The sequence below is a fragment of the Allobosea lupini genome, from assembly GCF_900109525.1.
Taxonomy (GTDB): Bacteria; Pseudomonadota; Alphaproteobacteria; order Rhizobiales; family Beijerinckiaceae; genus Allobosea; species Allobosea lupini.
Window position 1 is genome coordinate 665155 of the sequence record NZ_FOAN01000002.1, and the last position, 17731, is coordinate 682885.

Consider the following 17731-nt stretch of genomic DNA (forward strand, 5'->3'; position numbering starts at 1 on the left):
CGGACGGTTAGCGTACAGGTTGCAGCTTGACGCAACCATCTCTGAAACCACGCATTGTTCCAATATGGTCTTTCTGTGATAGCGTCAGTTCCGATGATGTCCAGCCTGACCCGCGCCACCTTGCTGGCGATTGGTCTTGTTTCCCTGCTCGCGGAAGCCGCGATGGCGGGCGGCTATGAACGCGTCCGCATCCCGCATGACGATTACCAGCTCGACGGCGTGATGTTTCGGCCGACAGGCCCAGGACCGTTCCCCGCCGTCGTCGCATTGCATGGTTGCGGCGGCCTCTGGCGCGAGCCCGACAAGCTTTCGATGCGGCATAGCGACTGGGGCGAGCGCCTTGCCGGGACCGGGCTCATCGTCCTGATGCCGGACAGCTACGGGTCGCGCGGGCTCGGTTCGCAATGCGGCGTCAAGGACGTCACCATCCGCGCCAGCCGCGAACGCGTCGGCGATGCGATGGCGGCACGGCGCTGGCTGCAGGACCGTCCCGATGTCCGCCGCGATGCAATCGCGCTGCTCGGCTGGTCGGGCGGTGGCTCCACCATTCTGGCTGCAATTCGAAAGGACCGCCGGCCGGCCGACCGCCAGCCGGATTTCGCCCGCGCCGTCGCCTTCTATCCCGGCTGCCGGTTGCAATCGGAGTCGGGGAGCTTCGAGGCCAGGCTGCCGACCCTGATCCTGATGGGGGACGCCGACGACTGGACGCCGCCTGCCCCTTGCGACTTCCTCGCCAAGGCCGCTCGCGCCCGTGGCGAACCGGTCGAGCTCGTGCTCTATCCCGGCGCTGTGCATGATTTCGACCATCCGCGCCTGGACAAGCGCGAGAAGGAAGGCGTTGCCTATTCGGCCTCCGGAACCGGCAAGGTCACGGTGGGCACCGACCCGGCCGCGCGCGACGATGCGATCAGGCGCGTCAAGGCCTTCCTGATGGGCAAGTGAAGCGGGCCGGCGAGCAGCGGCCTTATCAAAGCTCAGCGTGCCGAGGCCGTGAGCGTCACAGCCGGCTTGTCGCCCAGGAGCGAGCGGGCGATGTCCTGCGCGAGGCAGCCATAGCCGGCATCGCTCATATGGAAACGGTCGCCGGCGAGCGCCGCCATGAAGCCCTCCGCGTCGCGCTGATACCAGCTCAGCATCGCCTGGTAGCGCGACAGCACCGGAACCGCCTGCGTCCTGGCGACGTCGGCGATGGCGTCGACATAGGCGCGATAACGCGCCGTCTCCTTGATGCCCGGATAGAACTGCGGATCAAGGATGACGAGCCGGGTCCGGGCCTGCTTGGCGGCGGCGATGCCATCCGCCACGAGATTGCGGAAGGTGCCGAGGTCGCCGCCGTTCACCGCGTCGTTCGTGCCGACCTGCCAAATCACCAGATCGTAGCGGCCGTCCACCAGCGCAGCCTTCAGGCGCAGAAGCGTCTGCGGCGCGGTTTCACCACCGATGCCGGCATTGACCATCTCGATGGAGCGGCCTCCGAGCCCTTCGCGCAGCAGCGAGCCGAGTCGGGCCGGATAGGTCTTGTCCTTGCCGCTGGCGCCGATTCCTTCAGTCGAGGACGAGCCGATGGCGAGAATGCGTAGGGGAGCGCTACCCCCCTTCCAGGCGGAAGCGAGATCAGCGGCATCGCGTGTGAGAGTCGACGGCCTGCAGACGAACTCGGTCGCGTTTGCCTGCTGAGCCTGCAGGCCCAGAGGCGCAAGCATGGCAAAGGCACAAGCAAGGCGTATCCGGAAACCGGCGAGCATCAAGGACCATTCCCCCAACCGCTATCAGGCAGCGATTAGCCAGGGCTAGCTGAACGCTATCTGAACGGGACGCGGTTCATCCAAATTGGTGGTGAATGACCGGTTTTCGGAATATCAGAACAGATCGCCCTGCCCGCTCCCGCCGACCGCCTTGCGAGCGGCCTGTCGCGGCACCTGCGGCGGAGAAGCCCCGCCCGGCACAATCGCGCCGAAGCTGCCGTCGGCGAGCGTGACCTGAAGGGCCAATCCCGGCCGCGCTGCCGTGGCGCTGCGCAGCAGATTGCCGCCCTCGTCGCGCACCAGCGCATAACCGCGCGCCAGCACCGCCTGCGGCCCGAGCGAGGCGGCGAGCGCCCAGACGCTCTCCAGCCGGTCGCGGCGGCGCTGAACCTGGCCGGTGAAAGCGGCGACCGCGCGCGCAGCGACGGCATCGAGCCGATCGCCGGCGCGGGCGATACGGTCGCGCTCGGTACGAAGAAGCGCGCCGCGCGCCGCCGCGAGCCGCTTGCCGAGCCCATCGAGCCGGGCCGCATGGGTGGCAAGCCGTGCCGCCGGCGATTGCGCATGCAGGCGCCGATCGAGCTGCGCCAGGCGCTGTTCATAGGCGCGGGCATTGCGCGCCAGGGCCGGACCGAGCCGCGTAGCTGCGAGATCGAGCCGCTGGCGCGGCGCCGCCAGCAGGGTCTCGGGCGTCGGCAGCGCGCGGGCGAGCGCGCGCAGATCGCTGCGCCGGCGCTCGGACAGGCGCAGCGTCGCGCCGGACAGCCGGCGCGACAGGTCCGTCACCTGCCCCAGCAATTCGGCCCGCACCGGCACGACCTTCTCGGCCGCGCCGGTCGGCGTGGGGCTGCGCAGATCGGCGGCATGGTCGATCAGGGTGACGTCGGTCTCGTGGCCGACCGCCGAGACCAGCGGGATCAGCGAGGCCGCGGCGGCGCGGACCACCACCTCCTCGTTGAAGCCCATCAGGTCCTCGAGCGAGCCGCCACCGCGCGCGACGATGATCACATCCGGACGTGGAATCCGGCCGCCTTCCGGCAGCGCGTTGAAGCCGGCGATCGCATTCGCGACCTCGGCCGCGCTGCTCTCGCCCTGGACGCGGACCGGCCAGACCAGGACCTGACGTGGAAAACGTTCCTCCAGCCGGTGCAGGATGTCACGGATGACGGCGCCGGTCGGCGAGGTGACGACGCCGACCACGCGCGGCAGGAACGGGATGAGCTGCTTGCGGCCGGGATCGAACAGGCCCTCGGCGGCGAGCTTCTTGCGACGCTCCTCCAGCAGCGCCATCAGCGCGCCGATGCCGGCCGGCTCCAGGGAATCGATGATGATCTGGTAGCTCGATTTGCCGGCGAAGGTGGTGATCTTGCCGGTGGCGATGACCTCGAGCCCTTCCTGTGGCTTGGTCTTCAGCCGGCCGAAGACGCCCTTCCAGATCACCGCGTCGATCTTGGCGTTGGCATCCTTCAGCGAGAAATAGACATGGCCGGAGCCGACCGGCCCGCGGTAGCCGGAGATTTCGCCGCGGACGCGCACGAAACCGAAGGCGTCTTCCAGCGTGCGCTTGAGCGCGCCGGAGAGGTCGGAGACCGACCATTCGGGGGCGTTGCCGGCGGGCTGAGGCGATTCGCTGTCCATGGAACGTATTTAACGACACGCGGACGCCAGCAGAAGCGTTGCTCCGCCAGCCCGCGGCAGCTATTGCGCCTTCGAGCAAGCGGAGAGATGCGATGAACATTCTTCTGATCGGGTCCGGCGGGCGCGAGCATGCCCTGGCCTGGGCGATCTCATCCTCGCCGCTCTGCGACAAGCTCTTCATCGCGCCGGGCAATCCCGGCACCGCCCAATGCGGCGAGAATGTCGTGCTGGATATCGCCGACCACCGCGCCGTTGCCGATTTCTGCAAGCTGATGGGCGTCGGCCTCGTCGTGGTCGGGCCGGAAGGCCCACTGGTCGAAGGCATCACCGACGATCTCGAAGCCGCCGGGATCAAGACCTTCGGTCCGTCGAAGGCGGCCGCGCAGCTCGAAGGCTCGAAGGCCTTCACCAAGGAACTCTGCGCCGAATTCGGGATTCCGACCGCCGGTTTCGCCCGCTTCACCGACGAAGCCGCTGCCAGGGCCTACGTCGCCAAGACCGGCGCGCCGCTGGTGATCAAGGCCGACGGACTCGCTGCCGGCAAGGGCGTCGTCATGGCGGAGACGGTCGAGCAGGCCAATGACGCCCTGGCGATGATGTTCTCGGGCGGGCTCGGCGCGGCCGGAGCCGAGGTGGTGATCGAGGAATGGATGATCGGCGAGGAAGCCAGCTTCTTCGCGCTCTGCGACGGCACGCATGCGCTGCCGCTCGCCTCGGCCCAGGACCACAAGCGCGTGGGCGACGGCGACACCGGCCCGAACACCGGCGGCATGGGCGCCTATTCGCCGGCTCCCGTCATGACCCAGGCGATGGAAGAGCAGGTGATGGCGCAGATCGTCCGGCCGACGCTGGCGGGCATGCACCAGCGCGGCACGCCGTTCAAGGGCGTGCTCTTCGCCGGGCTGATGATCACGGCCGATGGCCCGAAGCTGATCGAATACAACACCCGCTTCGGCGATCCCGAATGCGAGGTGCTGATGCCGCGCCTGAAGAGCGACATCGTGCCTGCCCTGCTCGCCGCGCGCGACGGCGTGCTCAACGCCGTAGACCTGCGCTGGTCCGACAAGGTCGCGCTGACGGTGGTGATGGCGGCGAAAGGCTATCCCGGCACACCGGAGAAGGGCAGCGTGATCAAGGGCATCGACAAGGCCGCCGCCGAGAAGGACGTGCTGGTCTTCCATGCCGGCACGCAGGCGAAGGACGGCGATATCGTCGCCAATGGCGGGCGCGTGCTGAACATCGTGGCGCTCGGCAAAAGCGTCAGCGAGGCGCAGGCGAAGGCCTATGCGGCCGTCGACCTGATCGATTGGCCGGGTGGCTTCTGCCGGCGCGACATCGGCTGGCAGGCGGTCAAGCGCGAGCGCGAAGGCTGACAAAGCGACCGCCGCTTCGTATATATATCGAGATACGATCGATATATATATACGAGGATGTCATGGCCATCCTGATCAAGGATCCCGAGACCGACCGAATCGTCCGCGAACTTGCCGCGCGCACCGGTAGGACGATCACCGATGCGGTCAAGACAGCGGCGGAGCGCGAGCTCGCTGAGCTGCCACCGCGCAAGGGACGGATCGACATGGAGAAGCTGGAGCGAACGCTCGCTGAAATCCGCTCCTATCCAAGGATCAACGAGCATCTGACCGATGACGAAATCATTGGCTATGATGAGAACGGCGTTCCCTCGTGATCAGCTCGCCGATCGTAGTCGACAGCTCGGCGATCATCGCCATCCTTCGCAACGAGCCTGAACGAGACAGGCTGCTAGCCGCGCTCAACGCCAGTGCCGCCAACTTCTGCTCGATGGTGACCTTCGTTGAGAGCTTCATGGTTTCCACGAGCCGCAACGCCAATGCTCCAGTCGCCTTGCATCTAAGATTGCTCGAATATCTTGGCGTCGAGTCCGCCCCGCTGGACCAGAAGCAAGCCGTCCTCGCAGCCGAAGCTTTCGCTCGCTTCGGCAAGGGGCGTCATCCCGCCAAGCTCAACCTCGGCGACTGCTTCTCCTATGCTCTTGCCAAATCCTTGAACGCGCCTCTGCTCTACAAGGGCGAGGATTTCGGCCGGACCGACCTCGTCGCGGCCGTAGCATCACAGGAGTTGCGGCCATGACCAATATCGACAGCCTTTTCCCCGGATTCGAGGCGCGCTGGATCGACGGGCCGGTCGGCAAGATCTTCGCCCGTGTCGGCGGCGATGGGCCGCCGGTGGTGCTGATCCACGGCTTCCCGCAGACCCATGCCGAATGGCACGAGATGGCGGGCGAACTGGCCAAGACCCATACCGTCGTCTGCCCGGATCTGCGCGGCTATGGCTGGTCGGCGGCACCGCATGGCGATGGCGGCAAGGCGCTCTACAGCAAGCGCGGCATGGGCGAGGACATCGTCGCCGTCATGAGCGCGCTCGGCTTCAACCGCTTCGCCGTGATCGGCCATGATCGCGGCGCCCGCGTCGCCTACCGCCTGGCGCTCGACCATCCCGGCCGGGTCGAGCGGCTCGTCCTGCTCGACATCCTGCCGACCGTCTCGATGTGGGAAGGCATGGACGCGGCGCGCGCCATGCAGGTCTATCACTGGACCTTCCTGGCCCAGCCCGAGCCTGTGCCGGAGAAGCTGATCCAGGCCGACCCCGCCGGCTGGCTCGACCACACGATCGCGAGCTGGACGCGAGCCAAGAAGATCGAGGCCTTTCACCCGCTGGCCATGGCCGCCTATGCCGACTCCTTCAACGACCCGTCGCGTATCCACGCCGCCTGCGAGGATTATCGCGCCGGTGCGACGACCGATCTCGCGCACGACAAGGCCGATCTCGGCGCGGGCAAAAAGATCCTCTGCCCGGTGCTGGTGCTCTGGGGCGAGGCCGGCATCCCGGCCAAGGGCGCAAGCCCGCTCGACATCTGGCACGAGACCTTCGCGCCGCAGGCAGAGGGGCAGGCAATCGCCAGCGGCCACTTCCTGCCGGAGGAGAATCCGCAGGACACGCTGGCAAAGGTGATACCTTTCCTGGTGCAACCGCTTTCATAAACATGCTGGTCATCCCGGACGCAGCGAAGCGGAGATCCGGGATCCATGCCTGAGCCTCGCCAATATAGGTTTCGGGATGGATCCCGGGTCTCCCTTCGGTCGCCCAGGATGACTATGAAAGGGTAGAAGCGGATCGCCTTTCGCCATGACCTCAGCCCTGCCAACGACGCACAAAGTCTCTTCGAAGCCCGAGCTCGTCCTCGTGCTCGGCTCGGGCGGCGCGCGCGGGCTCAGCCATATCCCGGTGCTGGAGGCCCTCGATGAGCTTGGTCTGAAGCCGGCGCTGATCGCCGGCTCGTCGATGGGGGCGATCGTCGGCGCGGCCTATGCCGCCGGCCTCTCCGGCCGCGACCTGCGTGCCCATGTCGAGGCGAGCTTCCGCGACCGGGCCCGGGTGATCGCCAGGCTGCTCGAAGCACGCATCGGCAAGATCGCCGATCTCTGGCGCGGCGGCCTCGGCAACCCCGTGCTGATCGATGGCGAGCGCCTGCTCGACCTGTTCTGGCCGCAGGCCGTGCCCGATCGCTTCGAGGAGCTCGGCATCCCTTTCCTCAGCGTCGCGACCGACTATCATCTGCATGACGAGGTCATGCTCGGCAGCGGCCCGCTGACGCCGGCTGTCGCCGCCTCGCTGGCGATCCCCGGCCTGGTCAAGCCGGTGACGATCGGCGGCCGCGTTCTGATCGATGGCGGCGCGATCAATCCCCTGCCCTATGACCGCCTGCTCGGACCGGGGCGCCTCGTCCTCGCGGTCGACACCAGCGCACCCGCGACGGTCAGCGACAGCCGCGTGCCCGAGCCGCTGGAAGCCATGGTCGGCGTTTCGCAGATCCTGACGCGGGCACTGGTCCAGCGCATGATCGAGCGCCAGCCGCCGGACATCCTGATCCGCGCCGGTGGCGAGGGCTTCGGCGGACTCGATTTCTTCCGCTGGCAGGCGATCCTCGACGCCGCCCAGCCGGCGAAGGACGAGGTCAAGCGGAGGCTGTCAGAGGCGCTCGAACGGGCGGCGTGACCGCCTCGGGCTCGTCGCAGCAGAAGCCCGGCAAGCCGGCCTCCAGCGCCGCACGACCCTTCTCCGTCAGGACCACCGAGCGGCTATCCTTGATCCGCATTACCCAGCCCGTCTCGAGGCAGCGGCAGGCCAAGGCCGCCGCGAGCGAGCCGGCGAGATGCGGGCGGCGCTCGCTCCAGTCGAGACACGGGCGCAGCGCCGCCCGCCTGCCTTTGCTCGCCGTCGCCGGATCGATCCCGAGCCCGGCGAAGAGCGCGACGCCGGAACGAGTCAGCCCGTAGCCGCCATCGGCGACGGTGAGATGGCCGCCCGCCAAAAGCGCATCATGGATCGCGATGCCCAGGCGGCCGGCGAAATGATCATAGCAGGTACGGGCACGGGCGAGGTCGGCACTGATGCGCGAGGGCAACCGTCTGCCATTCGCCTGGCCGCCGGAGAGCACCATCAGCCCTTCCAATGCGGTCGCGACCTCCGGCCCGGCCAGACGGTAGTAGCGATGGCGGCCCTGCGCGGCGACATCGAGCAGGCCGCCCTGCATCAGCTTGGCGAGATGACCGCTCGCAGTCTGCGGCGCGACGCCTGCCAGAAAGGCGAGCTCCTTCGCCGTCAGCGCGCGGCCATCCATCAGCGCATGCAGCATGTTGGCGCGGGCGGGATCCCCCATCAGATGGGCGATCTCGGCGAGATAGGGTCCGTGCATGGCCATGGCTCGACGCCTCCATTGTGGCTGCCATGATGACGTCCGTGCCCGCTGAGGCAAGCAAGGACGCTACGGCGGGGACCGTAGTATCGAAAAGCGACAGCCGGGGTCAGGACTGCCAGAAGTCACGGCATCGCAATCGGGACTGGCAGGATCATGGACCAGACGACGCTCCTCACCTTCATCGCCGCGACCTTCGTGCTCGCCGGCTTCGTCAAGGGCGTGATCGGGCTCGGCCTCCCAACGATCGCAGTCGGCGTGCTCGGCGTGGTGATGGCGCCGGCGCAGGCGGCGGCGCTGCTGGTCATCCCCAACCTCGTCACCAATAGCTGGCAGCTCGCCGGGCCAAAGCTGAAGGCCATCGCCATCCGTCTCTGGCCGATGCTGGCCGGAACCTGTGTCGGAACCTGGGCCGGAGCCGGGCTGCTGGAGAAGGCCAAGGACGGCTCGGCGACGCTCTGGCTCGGTATCGCGCTGGTGCTCTATGCGCTGGTCGGGCTGAAGGCGGCCAAGCTGCGCGTGCCCGAAAAGACCGAAATCTGGCTCGGCCCCCTGGTCGGCGTCATCACCGGCGCCGCCACCGCCGCGACCGGCGTCTTCGTGCTGCCCGCCGTGCCCTATCTGCAGGCGCTCGGCTTCGACAAGGACGAACTGGTGCAGGCGCTCGGCCTCTCCTTCATCGTCTCGACGATCGCGCTGTCCTTCGGGCTTGTCGGCGCCGGAGCGCTCGACCTGAAGGTCGCTGGCGCCTCGCTGCTGGCGCTGCTGCCGGCGCTGGCCGGGATGTGGTTCGGCCAGGCGATCCGCCAGCGGATCTCGGCTGCGACCTTCAAGCTCTGCTTCTTCGCCGGGCTATTGGCGCTGGGCGGCTATCTGGTCGTCCGGACCTTGCTCTGAGCTGAACTCAACGCCCGCGCCCGGCATAGGCCAGGCGGCGGCTGCGCTTGTGGCCATACCAGGCGATTTCGCGGTCGCCGACATCGACGTGTACGAGACCGTTCGAATAGGAGCCGACGCCGCCGACGCTCTCGATCTTCTTGGCAACGGCTGCGGCGTTCCGTGGCGAGGTGGCGAGAGGACGGAAGTCGATGGCATTGCCGCGATAGTGCTGGGAGTTGCGGGCGTGGCGGCCGCCGCATGTCGAGGTGATCTGGATCGGGCCGATCTTGGCGGTAAGTTCCTTGATCATGCCGAGGGCTTCCGGCTTCAGGCAGCCGAGCCCCTTCACCTGGGGCTGGAACGAGATCATCGCGAGATGGGTATCGGCGGCGAAGGAGGGAGACACAGACCAGCAGGCCGCGGACAGCGCAGCCAACGCAACTTTACGCATAATGGAGATTTACCGACTTTGGAGAATGGAAGGCTCAAGCCACCATTCCTTGGTCTGGCTGAGCAGTGCAGCGGCGACGTACGAATGATAGAAGGCAAAAACATGGCGAAAAGCGCCAGCAACGCCTCGGTCGATCAACTCGAAGCGCGCTTACCCCATTGGAGCTAGATCGATCGGACTAGGCGCTCTTGGCCCTTACGTCGAAAATATACACAGTCTTGATAGCATATTTTCTATAGAAAATCGGTCTATTACTTCATTCGTAAATGCTAGCGCCGCTCGCGAAAGAAGTCGCGCAGCAGCTCGGCCGCCTCGCGCTCGCTCAGGCCGCCATAGACCTCGGGCGCGTGATGGCAGCTCGGACTGCGATAGAGCCTGACGCCGTTCTCGACCGCACCGCCCTTCGGGTCCGAGGCTGCGAAATAGAGCCGCCTGATCCGGGCGAAGGAAATCGCCGCCGCGCACATCGGGCAGGGCTCGAGCGTGACATAGAGATCGCAGTCGATCAGCCGTTCCGACTGGATGGCTTCGCAGGCCAGCCGGATCGCCAATGTCTCGGCATGGGCAGTCGGATCCTTCAGCTCGAGCGTGCGGTTGCCGGCGCTCGCCAGCACCTCGCCGCCACGGACGATCACCGCCCCGACCGGTACCTCGCCGCGCTCCGCCGCGGCGCGCGCCTCGGCGAGCGCCCGCGCCATCGGCGTCTCGATCTGCTTTGCGTCGATCGATCCCATCGAACCCCATCATTGCCGCTCGCAGCGGGCGAAGTCGCCTGCTACAAGCGCCGGCTAATACCAGATTCAAGAGCCGCTGCCGTCCCGGATCGCTTCGCAACCCGGTCCGCGATGATCCGGCTTCAGGAGCCACCATGAGCGACGACAACAACCAGAAAAGCCGCGGCCCGCGCAAGGGCGGCGGCGCCGGCGGCCGCGGCGGCGGGCGCGATGGCGGTCACGGACGCGGTGGCTCCGGTGGCCGTCCGCCCGCGCGCGGCGGGAAGCCGCCCTTCCGTTCGCGCGATGGCGAGGAGCGCCCCCGGCGCGCGCCGGCCGAAGGCGCCGAGCGCCGCAGCGATAGTGAGCGCCCGGCGCGTCGCTTCGAGAAGAAGCCATTCCGCGAGCGCCCGAGCGGCGAGCGGCCGCCGCGCGAGGGTGGCGAGCGGCCATTCCGCGACCGCGGCAGCGACGAGCGCCGCGCCAGCCGGCCGCCCCGCGATGGCGACCGGCCAAGTCGCGACAGGACCGGTGGTGACAGGCCCGGTGGCTTCGGACGTCCTTCCCGCGACGGCGCCCCGTCGCGCCCACCGCGCGATGGAGACCGTCCCTTCCGTGGACGTGGTGATGACGAGCGTCGTGCGGCACGCCCCTCCCGCGACGGCGCACCCTCGCGCCCACCGCGCGAAGGCGGCGAACGTCCCTTCCGCTCGCGTGACGGTGAAGAGCACCGGCCGCCGCGCGAGCGCAGCGAAGGCCGCAGCTTCGGCGGCGGCAAGCGCTTCGACACCCCGCGCGGCAGCAACCCGACGCGCACTCGTCCCGACCGGGCGCATCGCAACGCCGCCGAGATCGCCGAGGCCGTATCGGTTCCGGCTGCGCCACAGGAGCCGGAGCGCATCGCCAAGGTGATGGCTCGCGCCGGTGTCGCCTCCCGCCGCGACAGCGAGGCGCTGATCGCGGAAGGCCGCGTCAGCGTCAACGGCAGGGTGATCGAGAGCCCGGCGCTCGATGTCGGCCCGAACGATGTCGTGCTGGTCGATGGCGAGCCCTTGCCGGCGCGCGAGCGCACGCGGCTCTGGTTCTACCACAAGCCGCGCGGCCTGGTGACGACCAACCATGACCCCGAGGGGCGCCCGACCGTGTTCGACGCGCTGCCGGAGGACCTGCCGCGGGTGCTCTCGGTCGGCCGGCTCGACATCAACACGGAAGGCCTGCTGCTGCTCACCAATGACGGCGGGCTGGCGCGGATGCTGGAGTTGCCCGAGACCGGCTGGCTCCGGCGCTATCGCGTCCGCGCCTTCGGCCAGGTCAACCAGGCCCAGCTCGACACATTGAAAGGCGGCGTCACCATCGACGGCGTCCAGTACGGCCCGGTCATCGCGCAGTTCGAGCGCGAGCAGGGGTCCAACACCTGGCTGACCGTCGACCTGCGCGAGGGCAAGAACCGCGAGGTCAAGACGGTGCTGGAGCATCTCGGCCTGCAGGTGAACCGGCTGATCCGGGTCTCCTTCGGCCCGTTCCAGCTCGGCGACCTGCCGGAGGGCGAGGCCGAGGAGGTCCGCTCCAAAGTGCTCAAGGACCAGCTCGGCACCGAGCTGATGGCCAAGGCCGGCGTCGATTTCGACTCGCCGCGGCGCGACGAGACTCGAGCGGACGACAGGCCCGCCCGTGGCAGGCCCGCGCCCGCCGGCGACGATCGCCCGCGCCGCCGGCCGCGCGAGGAGCAGGCCGAGGAGGCGCGCCCGCTGCGCGGCGACAAGCCGTGGACGCGCGGCGTCTGGCGCGATGTCGAGGCCGAGCCGCAGCGCGAGCGCAAGGCACCACCGCGCCGTGGCGCCGATCCGAAGGAAGAACGGCAGGTGCGCGAGGCCACCGGCACGGTCACGCGCGTGCGCGACAAGGCGATCGCCGATCCGAAGGGCCGGCGCGTCAAGGTCGAGCGCATCAGCGCCAAGCCCAGCGACGAGCCGCGCGAGGACAGGCCGGCGCGCGCGCCACGCAGCGAGCGCCCAAGCCGGGCACCGCGCGAGGAGAGCTTCGGCCGCGATCGCGGCGGCGAAGCACCCTGGCGCAGCAGCGGCGACTGGGCCGACAAACCGACGCGCGGCAAGCGCCCGCCAGGTGCGGGCGCTGGTTCCGACGAACGCCCTGCCCGCTCCTTCCGCGGCAAGCCGACCGGCGACCGGCCAAGTGGCGATCGTCCGGGCGGACGCGGCCCGCGCCCTGGCGGCGACAAGCGCCCGCCGCGCTCCGGTCCGCCGCGCTCTGGTGGCGGGCGTGACCGTCGCGGCTGAGGTCTAATCGATGCGCATCGTCGGGGGGCGCTTCGGCGGCCGGTCTCTCGCCAGCCCGAAGCCGGGCATCGGCGCGATCCGGCCGACCTCGGACCGCCTGCGGGAATCGCTGTTCAACGTGCTGGCGCATGGCCATGGCGATGCGGCCGACGGCGCGCGCGTGCTCGACCTCTTCGCCGGCACCGGCGCGATGGCGTTCGAGGCGCTGTCGCGCGGCGCCGCCTTCGCGCTGCTGGTCGATGACGGGGCCGAGGCGCGCGGGCTGATCCGCGAGAACCAGATGGCGCTCGGGCTCGCCGGCTATAGCCGCATCTTCCGGCGCGACGCGACCAGGCTCGGCCCGATCACCGGCATGGCGCCGTTCGACCTCGTCTTCTGCGACCCGCCCTATCGCAAGGGGTTGGGTGAAAAAGCTCTCGCCTCGGCCCGAGAAGGCGGCTGGCTGGCGAGCGATGCGCTGATCGTGCTGGAGGAAGCCGCCGACGCCGGGATCACGCTGCCGGACGGGTTCGAGGAGCTCGATCGGCGCGATTATGGCGAGACGCAGGTGCGGTTCTTGCGGGTGGTGTGAGACAGGTCATCCCGGACGGAGCGAAGCGGAGATCCGGGATCCATGCCTGGGCGTCTCCGATAAAGGTTCAGGAATAGGTCCCGGGTCTCCCTGCGGTCGCCCGGGACGACCAGGTTGAGCGGGGATAGAATGCAATCTTATCCCCGGTCCGATTTTCGCGCTTAATCTCCGTGTCCGTCGCGCCCCGAATATGTAGCCGAGCGCTACAATCAAGAACGTGAGCAACGACAGGTGACAGTTGAAATTACCTTCAAGCCCACGATCCGCTCAGGTGAAGCACTGAGCCGTTTTGTTGCAAACTATGTTGGCCGGACCCGAACTAGCGGAGAAATGGAAAAATGCCGTCGGGAGGAGTTTCTCCCGACGGCCAGCACGCCCAAGACGTGGTACGTCAGTTTCAAACCGCAATCGCAAGCCATCGACCGACTAAGGCGCTGAAAACCTTACCAGCAACAGCGCCAGTGTCCGCAGACATGCTCAAGCCGCCCGAAGCGGATGCGCGTGTACGCAGACACCCAGTGACAAGCAATAACGCTCATCGGTGCCTCCTAGAATGAAGGCACGTTGCGCCGAGAGGCGAGAGGGGCTATATTCCAATAGCGAACTCTGGGAGCCCACTCCCGCGTTCCGGCATCCGGTCGTGCCACGACACCCCGGCTGCCACCTGAAATCGGCCCGGCTCTGGCGACTGCAATCGCCTCTGTCCGGGCCGTACTCGTTTCAGGCCGACGATAAATTATGACCGATGTCCTGAATGGGCACAAGAGCCATTCACACAACAAACCTGAATTCCCCAGCAGATTCTTTTGTGCTATGAAATCAGCGAACGCCCGGGGAACAAAAAATGTCCGACAAGGCTCTTGAGAACGCTCTTCGCCACCGTGATGCGATAGCCGCACAGATCAATCGAGCTCAACAACAAATCGAAGAATGGCGACGCTCGGCAGCGGAGATCGATGCGTTCATCGCAACTTGGCATAAGTACGCAGATGTCACGAACGCTGCGACTGCCAAGGAGCCAGTCGTGGTTATGCCAATCCGAGATGACATTCCGCTGCCCTCGCCGTCGCCTCGAAAGCGCATGGCGACCAACAATTCAACAAAGGAAGAGGTCGCGCGCGTAACTCGTGAACTCATTGAGGTTCACGGCGCTCCAATCCAGCGAACAGTGCTTTTGAACTTGCTGCGTGAGCGAGGGCTGGTCATAGACGGCACCGAGCCTGAGACGGTTCTGAGCACTATGCTGTGGCGCATGAGCAAGGAAGGTGCACCTATCGTCCACCTCAAAGGCATCGGCTACTGGGATTCTGAGAGGGATTGGCCTGCGGCTCGTCATTTTCCAAGTTTGGCCAAAAAGCTTGAGGCTGAAGGCGCATTCAGCGGTTTAGACAAAGAGCCGCAGCGCTGACCTTATGCGTGATGCCGCTATTGAATTGTGGGATAGGCCGCCACTATCTCGCCGATCGCGAGACTGCTGAATGATGTGACTCCAAAGATGGTCGGCCGCTAAATGCGCCCAACTCACCGTCTCCCGAACAGCTTCTCGATATCGCTGAGCTTCAGCTCGACATAGGTCGGCCGGCCGTGATTGCACTGGCCGGAATTCGGCGTAGCCTCCATCTCGCGCAGGAGCGCGTCCATCTCCTCGGGCCGCAGGCGGCGGCCGGCGCGGACCGAGTTGTGGCACGCCATCGTCGCCAGCACATGGTCGAGCCGCCGTTCCAGCGAACCGGCGTCGCCATGCTCCGCGAGCGCGTCGGCGACGTCGCGGACGATGCCCTGGAGATCGCCGCCGGCGACCGCGGCCGGCGCCTCGCGCACCAGCACGGCCCCTAGGCCGAAGCTCTCGATGACCAGGCCGAGCGAGGCGAGGTCCGAAGCCGCGGCGTTCAGCCGGTCGGCGTCGACGGGATCGAGCTCGACCACCTCGGGCAAGAGCATGGGCTGACGAGCAATGCCAGTCCTCGCCCGTTCGGCCTTGAGGCGCTCATAGACCAGGCGCTCATGCGCGGCGTGCTGGTCGACGATGACCATGCCGTCGCGGGTCTGGGCGACGATATAGGTGCCGTGGACCTGGGCGCGGGCCGCGCCGAGCGGCCGGTCGAGCGCGTCCTGCGGCGGCTCGGCAAGATGGGCTCTCGCATCGGCCGAGGGCATGGCGAGATCGGAAAAGCCGGCCTGCATCGGCTGGGTGGGCATGGCCGGCTCTGGGATGCGCCAATCGGCGACGCTGCCGAAGTTCGGGCGCTGGATCGTGGCCGGCCCGCCATTGCCGAAGCCGCCGCCCGAGAACACCGCGCGGAAGGCGTCGAGCGTGCGGGCGCCGCCGGTGGTGGTGGCGCGGTGGCCGGCGCCTGCCAAGGCCGCCTTGAGGCTCGACACGACGAGGCCGCGCACCAGCGCCGGATCGCGGAAGCGAACCTCGCTCTTGGCCGGGTGGACGTTGACGTCGACGACGGCGGGGTCGCAGAGCACGTCGAGATAGAGCACCGGGTGGCGGTCGGAGGGCACCACGTCGGCATAGGCGCCGCGCACCGCCGAGAGCAGCAGCTTATCGCGCACCGGCCGGCCGTTGACCGCCATGTGGACGCCGGCCGAGGTGCCGCGATGGAAGGTCGGCAGGCCGGCAAAGCCGGAGAGCCTCACGCCCTCGCGTTCGGTCTCGACCGGCACGGCGTTATCCGGGAAATCGCGGCCCAGCGCGCGGCCGAGGCGGCGCAGATGGCCATCCGAACCGATCGGCTCGGCTGGCCAGTCGAAGGCGCCGGCATGCTCGCCCTCGAGCGAGAAGCGCACCTCGGGATGGGCGATGGCGAGCCGCCGCAGCATGTCGGAGACGGCCTGCGCCTCCGCGCGGTCGCTCTTCAGGAATTTCAGGCGGGCCGGGGTGAAGATGAAGAGGTCGCTGACCTCGATCCGGGTGCCGGGCGCTGCCGCCGCCGGCCTGACCGCCCCCTTGGCGCCGGCCTCGACCACGAGGGCGCAGCCCTGCGTCGCATCGCGCTGGCGCGTGGTGATCGACAGCCGCGCCACCGAGCCGATCGAGGGCAGCGCCTCACCGCGAAAGCCGAGCGAGCGGATGGCGAAAAGGTCGCCATCGGGGAGCTTGGAGGTGGCGTGGCGCTCGACGCAGAGGGTAAGGTCCTCCGGGCTCATGCCGATGCCGTCGTCGACGACGCGGATCAACTCGCGCCCGCCGGCCCGGATGGTGACGGCAATGCTGCTGGCGCCGGCGTCGATCGCGTTCTCGACCAGCTCTTTCACCGCTGCGGCCGGCCGCTCGATCACCTCGCCGGCGGCGATGCGATCGACCAGGACGGGATCGAGACGGCGAATGCTCATGAGAGCTCCTCGGCCGGGAGCGTCAGACCAGCCCCACCGGCCGGCCGACGGCCTGGACGAGCAGCTTGCCCGCGCCGAACAGGCGCTGGGCGACGTGCCGGACATCGGCCAGCGTCACCGCGGCAAAGCGCTGGTTGCGGGTCTCGACGAAGTCCGGCTGCTCCCCGCGGATCGCAAGGCCGAGCAGTTCGCCGGCGATCTTCGGCGAGGTGTCGAAGCGCAGCGAGTAGGAGCCGATCAGATAGCGCTTGGCCTCCTCGACCTCGTGCTCGCTCGGCCCTTCGGTCACGAGCTTGGCGATCTCCTCGCGGATCACGCTCATCGATTCGGCCACGCGGTCGTTGCGGGTCGAGGTGCCGCCGACGAGGAAGCCGGTCTGGCGCAGCGGCATCAGGCTGGAGGAGACGCCATAGGCGAGGCCGCGCTTCTCGCGGACTTCCATGAACAGGCGCGAGGTGAAGGCCGAGCCGCCGAGGATATGGTTCAGCACGGTCGCAGCGATGAAATCCGGATCATCCCACATCAGGCCGGGGCCGACGAAGCGCAGCACGGTCTGCGGCACGTCGAGATCGACGACATGGGTCTGGCCGAGCCCTGCGACCGGCAAGGGGGCTGCCGGCTCGACACGCGGCGCCCCGGCCGGCAGAGAACCGAAGAGAGCGTCGAGCCGCGAAGCCAGCTCGCTCGCGGTGATGTCGCCGACCGCGACGACCTTGAGACCGCCGCGGGTGAAGAGGCCCTGCGTCAGCGCCCTCAGCGCCGCGGGCTCGATGCCACCGACGCTGGTGACGTCGCCGCGCTCCGGCCGACCATAGGGATGGCCGGGAAAGGCGGCGGCGAAGAGAGCGTTGCGGCACATCACATCCGGGTTCTGCGCCTGGCGCTGCAGGCCGGCGATAACCTGCGCCTTGACCCGCGCGACCGCATCGGCGTCGAAGCGCGGCGCATTGAGCGCAAGGCCGAGCAATTCGAAGGCGGTCTCGCGATGCTGCGACAACGTCTGGAGCTGGCCGTGGAAGTCGTCGCGGCGGGCATCGAAGGAGAGGTTGATGGCGTGGTCGGCCAGCCGGCCCTGGAAGGCCTCGGCATCGAGATCGCCGGCGCCCTCGTCGAGCAGGCCGGAGATGAGGTTGGCACTGCCGGCGGCATTGGCCGGATCGCGGTTGGCGCCGCCGTCGAAGGCGAAATCGAGGGCTAGCAGCGGCAGGCTGTGCTCCTCGACCAGCCAGGCCTCGACACCGCAAGCGGCGGTGACGCGCTGGACGGCGAGCGAGGGACCGGGAGTGGCAGTGGCGGGAGCGAGCGAAACGGTCATCGGCAATCCTCGGTGGCGGACCATAGCCCGCCCATAATGGCT

At 68.0% G+C, this 17731-nt stretch carries 17 protein-coding genes; 10 read left to right on the forward strand and 7 right to left on the reverse strand.

The window, feature by feature from the left end:
* Positions 1 to 96 precede the first annotated feature (96 nt).
* On the forward strand, positions 97 to 942 hold the full coding sequence (locus BMZ21_RS08725) for a dienelactone hydrolase family protein (RefSeq protein WP_091832449.1): 846 nt from the start codon (positions 97 to 99) through the stop codon (positions 940 to 942).
* Positions 943 to 974: 32 nt separating this feature from the next.
* Here the strand turns inward: BMZ21_RS08725 and BMZ21_RS08730 are convergent, their stop codons facing one another.
* Entirely contained in the window at positions 975 to 1703 is a 729-nt protein-coding gene (locus BMZ21_RS08730) for an SGNH/GDSL hydrolase family protein (protein ID WP_167561574.1), read from the reverse strand.
* Positions 1704 to 1859: 156 nt separating this feature from the next.
* On the reverse strand, positions 1860 to 3383 hold the full coding sequence (xseA, locus tag BMZ21_RS08735) for an exodeoxyribonuclease VII large subunit (RefSeq protein ID WP_091831898.1): 1524 nt from the start codon (positions 3381 to 3383) through the stop codon (positions 1860 to 1862).
* A gap of 92 nt (positions 3384 to 3475) precedes the next feature.
* Between xseA and purD the strand changes: the two genes are divergently transcribed.
* From purD to BMZ21_RS08760, 5 genes are all read left to right on the forward strand, one after another.
* Positions 3476 to 4756, forward strand: coding sequence for a phosphoribosylamine--glycine ligase (gene purD / locus BMZ21_RS08740; RefSeq protein ID WP_091831900.1), 1281 nt, complete (start codon positions 3476 to 3478; stop codon positions 4754 to 4756).
* 62 nt (positions 4757 to 4818) lie between these two features.
* A complete protein-coding gene (locus BMZ21_RS08745; RefSeq protein WP_091831901.1) occupies positions 4819 to 5073 on the forward strand; it encodes a type II toxin-antitoxin system VapB family antitoxin in 255 nt (84 codons plus the stop codon).
* Positions 5070 to 5495 (forward strand): type II toxin-antitoxin system VapC family toxin, encoded by a 426-nt coding sequence (locus BMZ21_RS08750; RefSeq protein ID WP_208862238.1) that lies wholly within the window; start codon positions 5070 to 5072, stop codon positions 5493 to 5495. The genes BMZ21_RS08745 and BMZ21_RS08750 overlap by 4 nt, the downstream gene beginning before the upstream one ends.
* Entirely contained in the window at positions 5492 to 6406 is a 915-nt protein-coding gene (locus BMZ21_RS08755) for an alpha/beta fold hydrolase (RefSeq protein ID WP_091831903.1), read from the forward strand. Before BMZ21_RS08750 ends, BMZ21_RS08755 begins: the two co-directional genes overlap by 4 nt.
* A gap of 145 nt (positions 6407 to 6551) precedes the next feature.
* Positions 6552 to 7421 carry a patatin-like phospholipase family protein gene (locus tag BMZ21_RS08760; RefSeq protein WP_091831905.1) on the forward strand — a complete coding sequence of 290 codons (870 nt, stop codon included), beginning with the start codon at positions 6552 to 6554 and terminating at the stop codon, positions 7419 to 7421.
* On the opposite strand, the gene BMZ21_RS08765 is transcribed toward BMZ21_RS08760, so the two are convergent.
* A complete protein-coding gene (locus BMZ21_RS08765; protein ID WP_244543755.1) occupies positions 7381 to 8127 on the reverse strand; it encodes an ArsR/SmtB family transcription factor in 747 nt (248 codons plus the stop codon). The genes BMZ21_RS08760 and BMZ21_RS08765 overlap by 41 nt on opposite strands.
* A 150-nt stretch (positions 8128 to 8277) precedes the next feature.
* Between BMZ21_RS08765 and BMZ21_RS08770 the strand changes: the two genes are divergently transcribed.
* Positions 8278 to 9018, forward strand: coding sequence for a sulfite exporter TauE/SafE family protein (locus tag BMZ21_RS08770; protein ID WP_091831907.1), 741 nt, complete (start codon positions 8278 to 8280; stop codon positions 9016 to 9018).
* A gap of 7 nt (positions 9019 to 9025) precedes the next feature.
* Here BMZ21_RS08770 and BMZ21_RS08775 read toward each other — a convergent pair whose 3' ends face one another.
* Entirely contained in the window at positions 9026 to 9436 is a 411-nt protein-coding gene (locus BMZ21_RS08775; protein WP_167561575.1) for a D-Ala-D-Ala carboxypeptidase family metallohydrolase, read from the reverse strand.
* Between the two features lie 284 nt (positions 9437 to 9720).
* Complete coding sequence (locus tag BMZ21_RS08780) at positions 9721 to 10185, reverse strand: nucleoside deaminase (protein WP_280141470.1); 465 nt, start codon at positions 10183 to 10185, stop codon at positions 9721 to 9723.
* A gap of 134 nt (positions 10186 to 10319) precedes the next feature.
* Here BMZ21_RS08780 and BMZ21_RS08785 point away from each other — a divergent pair, with 134 nt between their 5' ends.
* From BMZ21_RS08785 to BMZ21_RS29880, 3 genes are all read left to right on the forward strand, one after another.
* Positions 10320 to 12461, forward strand: coding sequence for a pseudouridine synthase (locus BMZ21_RS08785; protein WP_091831911.1), 2142 nt, complete (start codon positions 10320 to 10322; stop codon positions 12459 to 12461).
* A 10-nt stretch (positions 12462 to 12471) separates the two neighbouring features.
* Positions 12472 to 13032 (forward strand): 16S rRNA (guanine(966)-N(2))-methyltransferase RsmD, encoded by a 561-nt coding sequence (rsmD, locus tag BMZ21_RS08790; RefSeq protein ID WP_091831913.1) that lies wholly within the window; start codon positions 12472 to 12474, stop codon positions 13030 to 13032.
* An 844-nt stretch (positions 13033 to 13876) separates the two neighbouring features.
* A complete protein-coding gene (locus tag BMZ21_RS29880) occupies positions 13877 to 14440 on the forward strand; it encodes a hypothetical protein (protein ID WP_143079679.1) in 564 nt (187 codons plus the stop codon).
* 113 nt (positions 14441 to 14553) lie between these two features.
* Here BMZ21_RS29880 and mutL read toward each other — a convergent pair whose 3' ends face one another.
* Complete coding sequence (gene mutL / locus BMZ21_RS08800) at positions 14554 to 16374, reverse strand: DNA mismatch repair endonuclease MutL (RefSeq protein ID WP_091831917.1); 1821 nt, start codon at positions 16372 to 16374, stop codon at positions 14554 to 14556.
* A 22-nt stretch (positions 16375 to 16396) separates the two neighbouring features.
* Positions 16397 to 17689: a M16 family metallopeptidase gene (locus BMZ21_RS08805; protein WP_091831919.1), complete on the reverse strand. Its 1293-nt coding sequence runs from the start codon at positions 17687 to 17689 to the stop codon at positions 16397 to 16399.
* Positions 17690 to 17731: the final 42 nt, after the last annotated feature.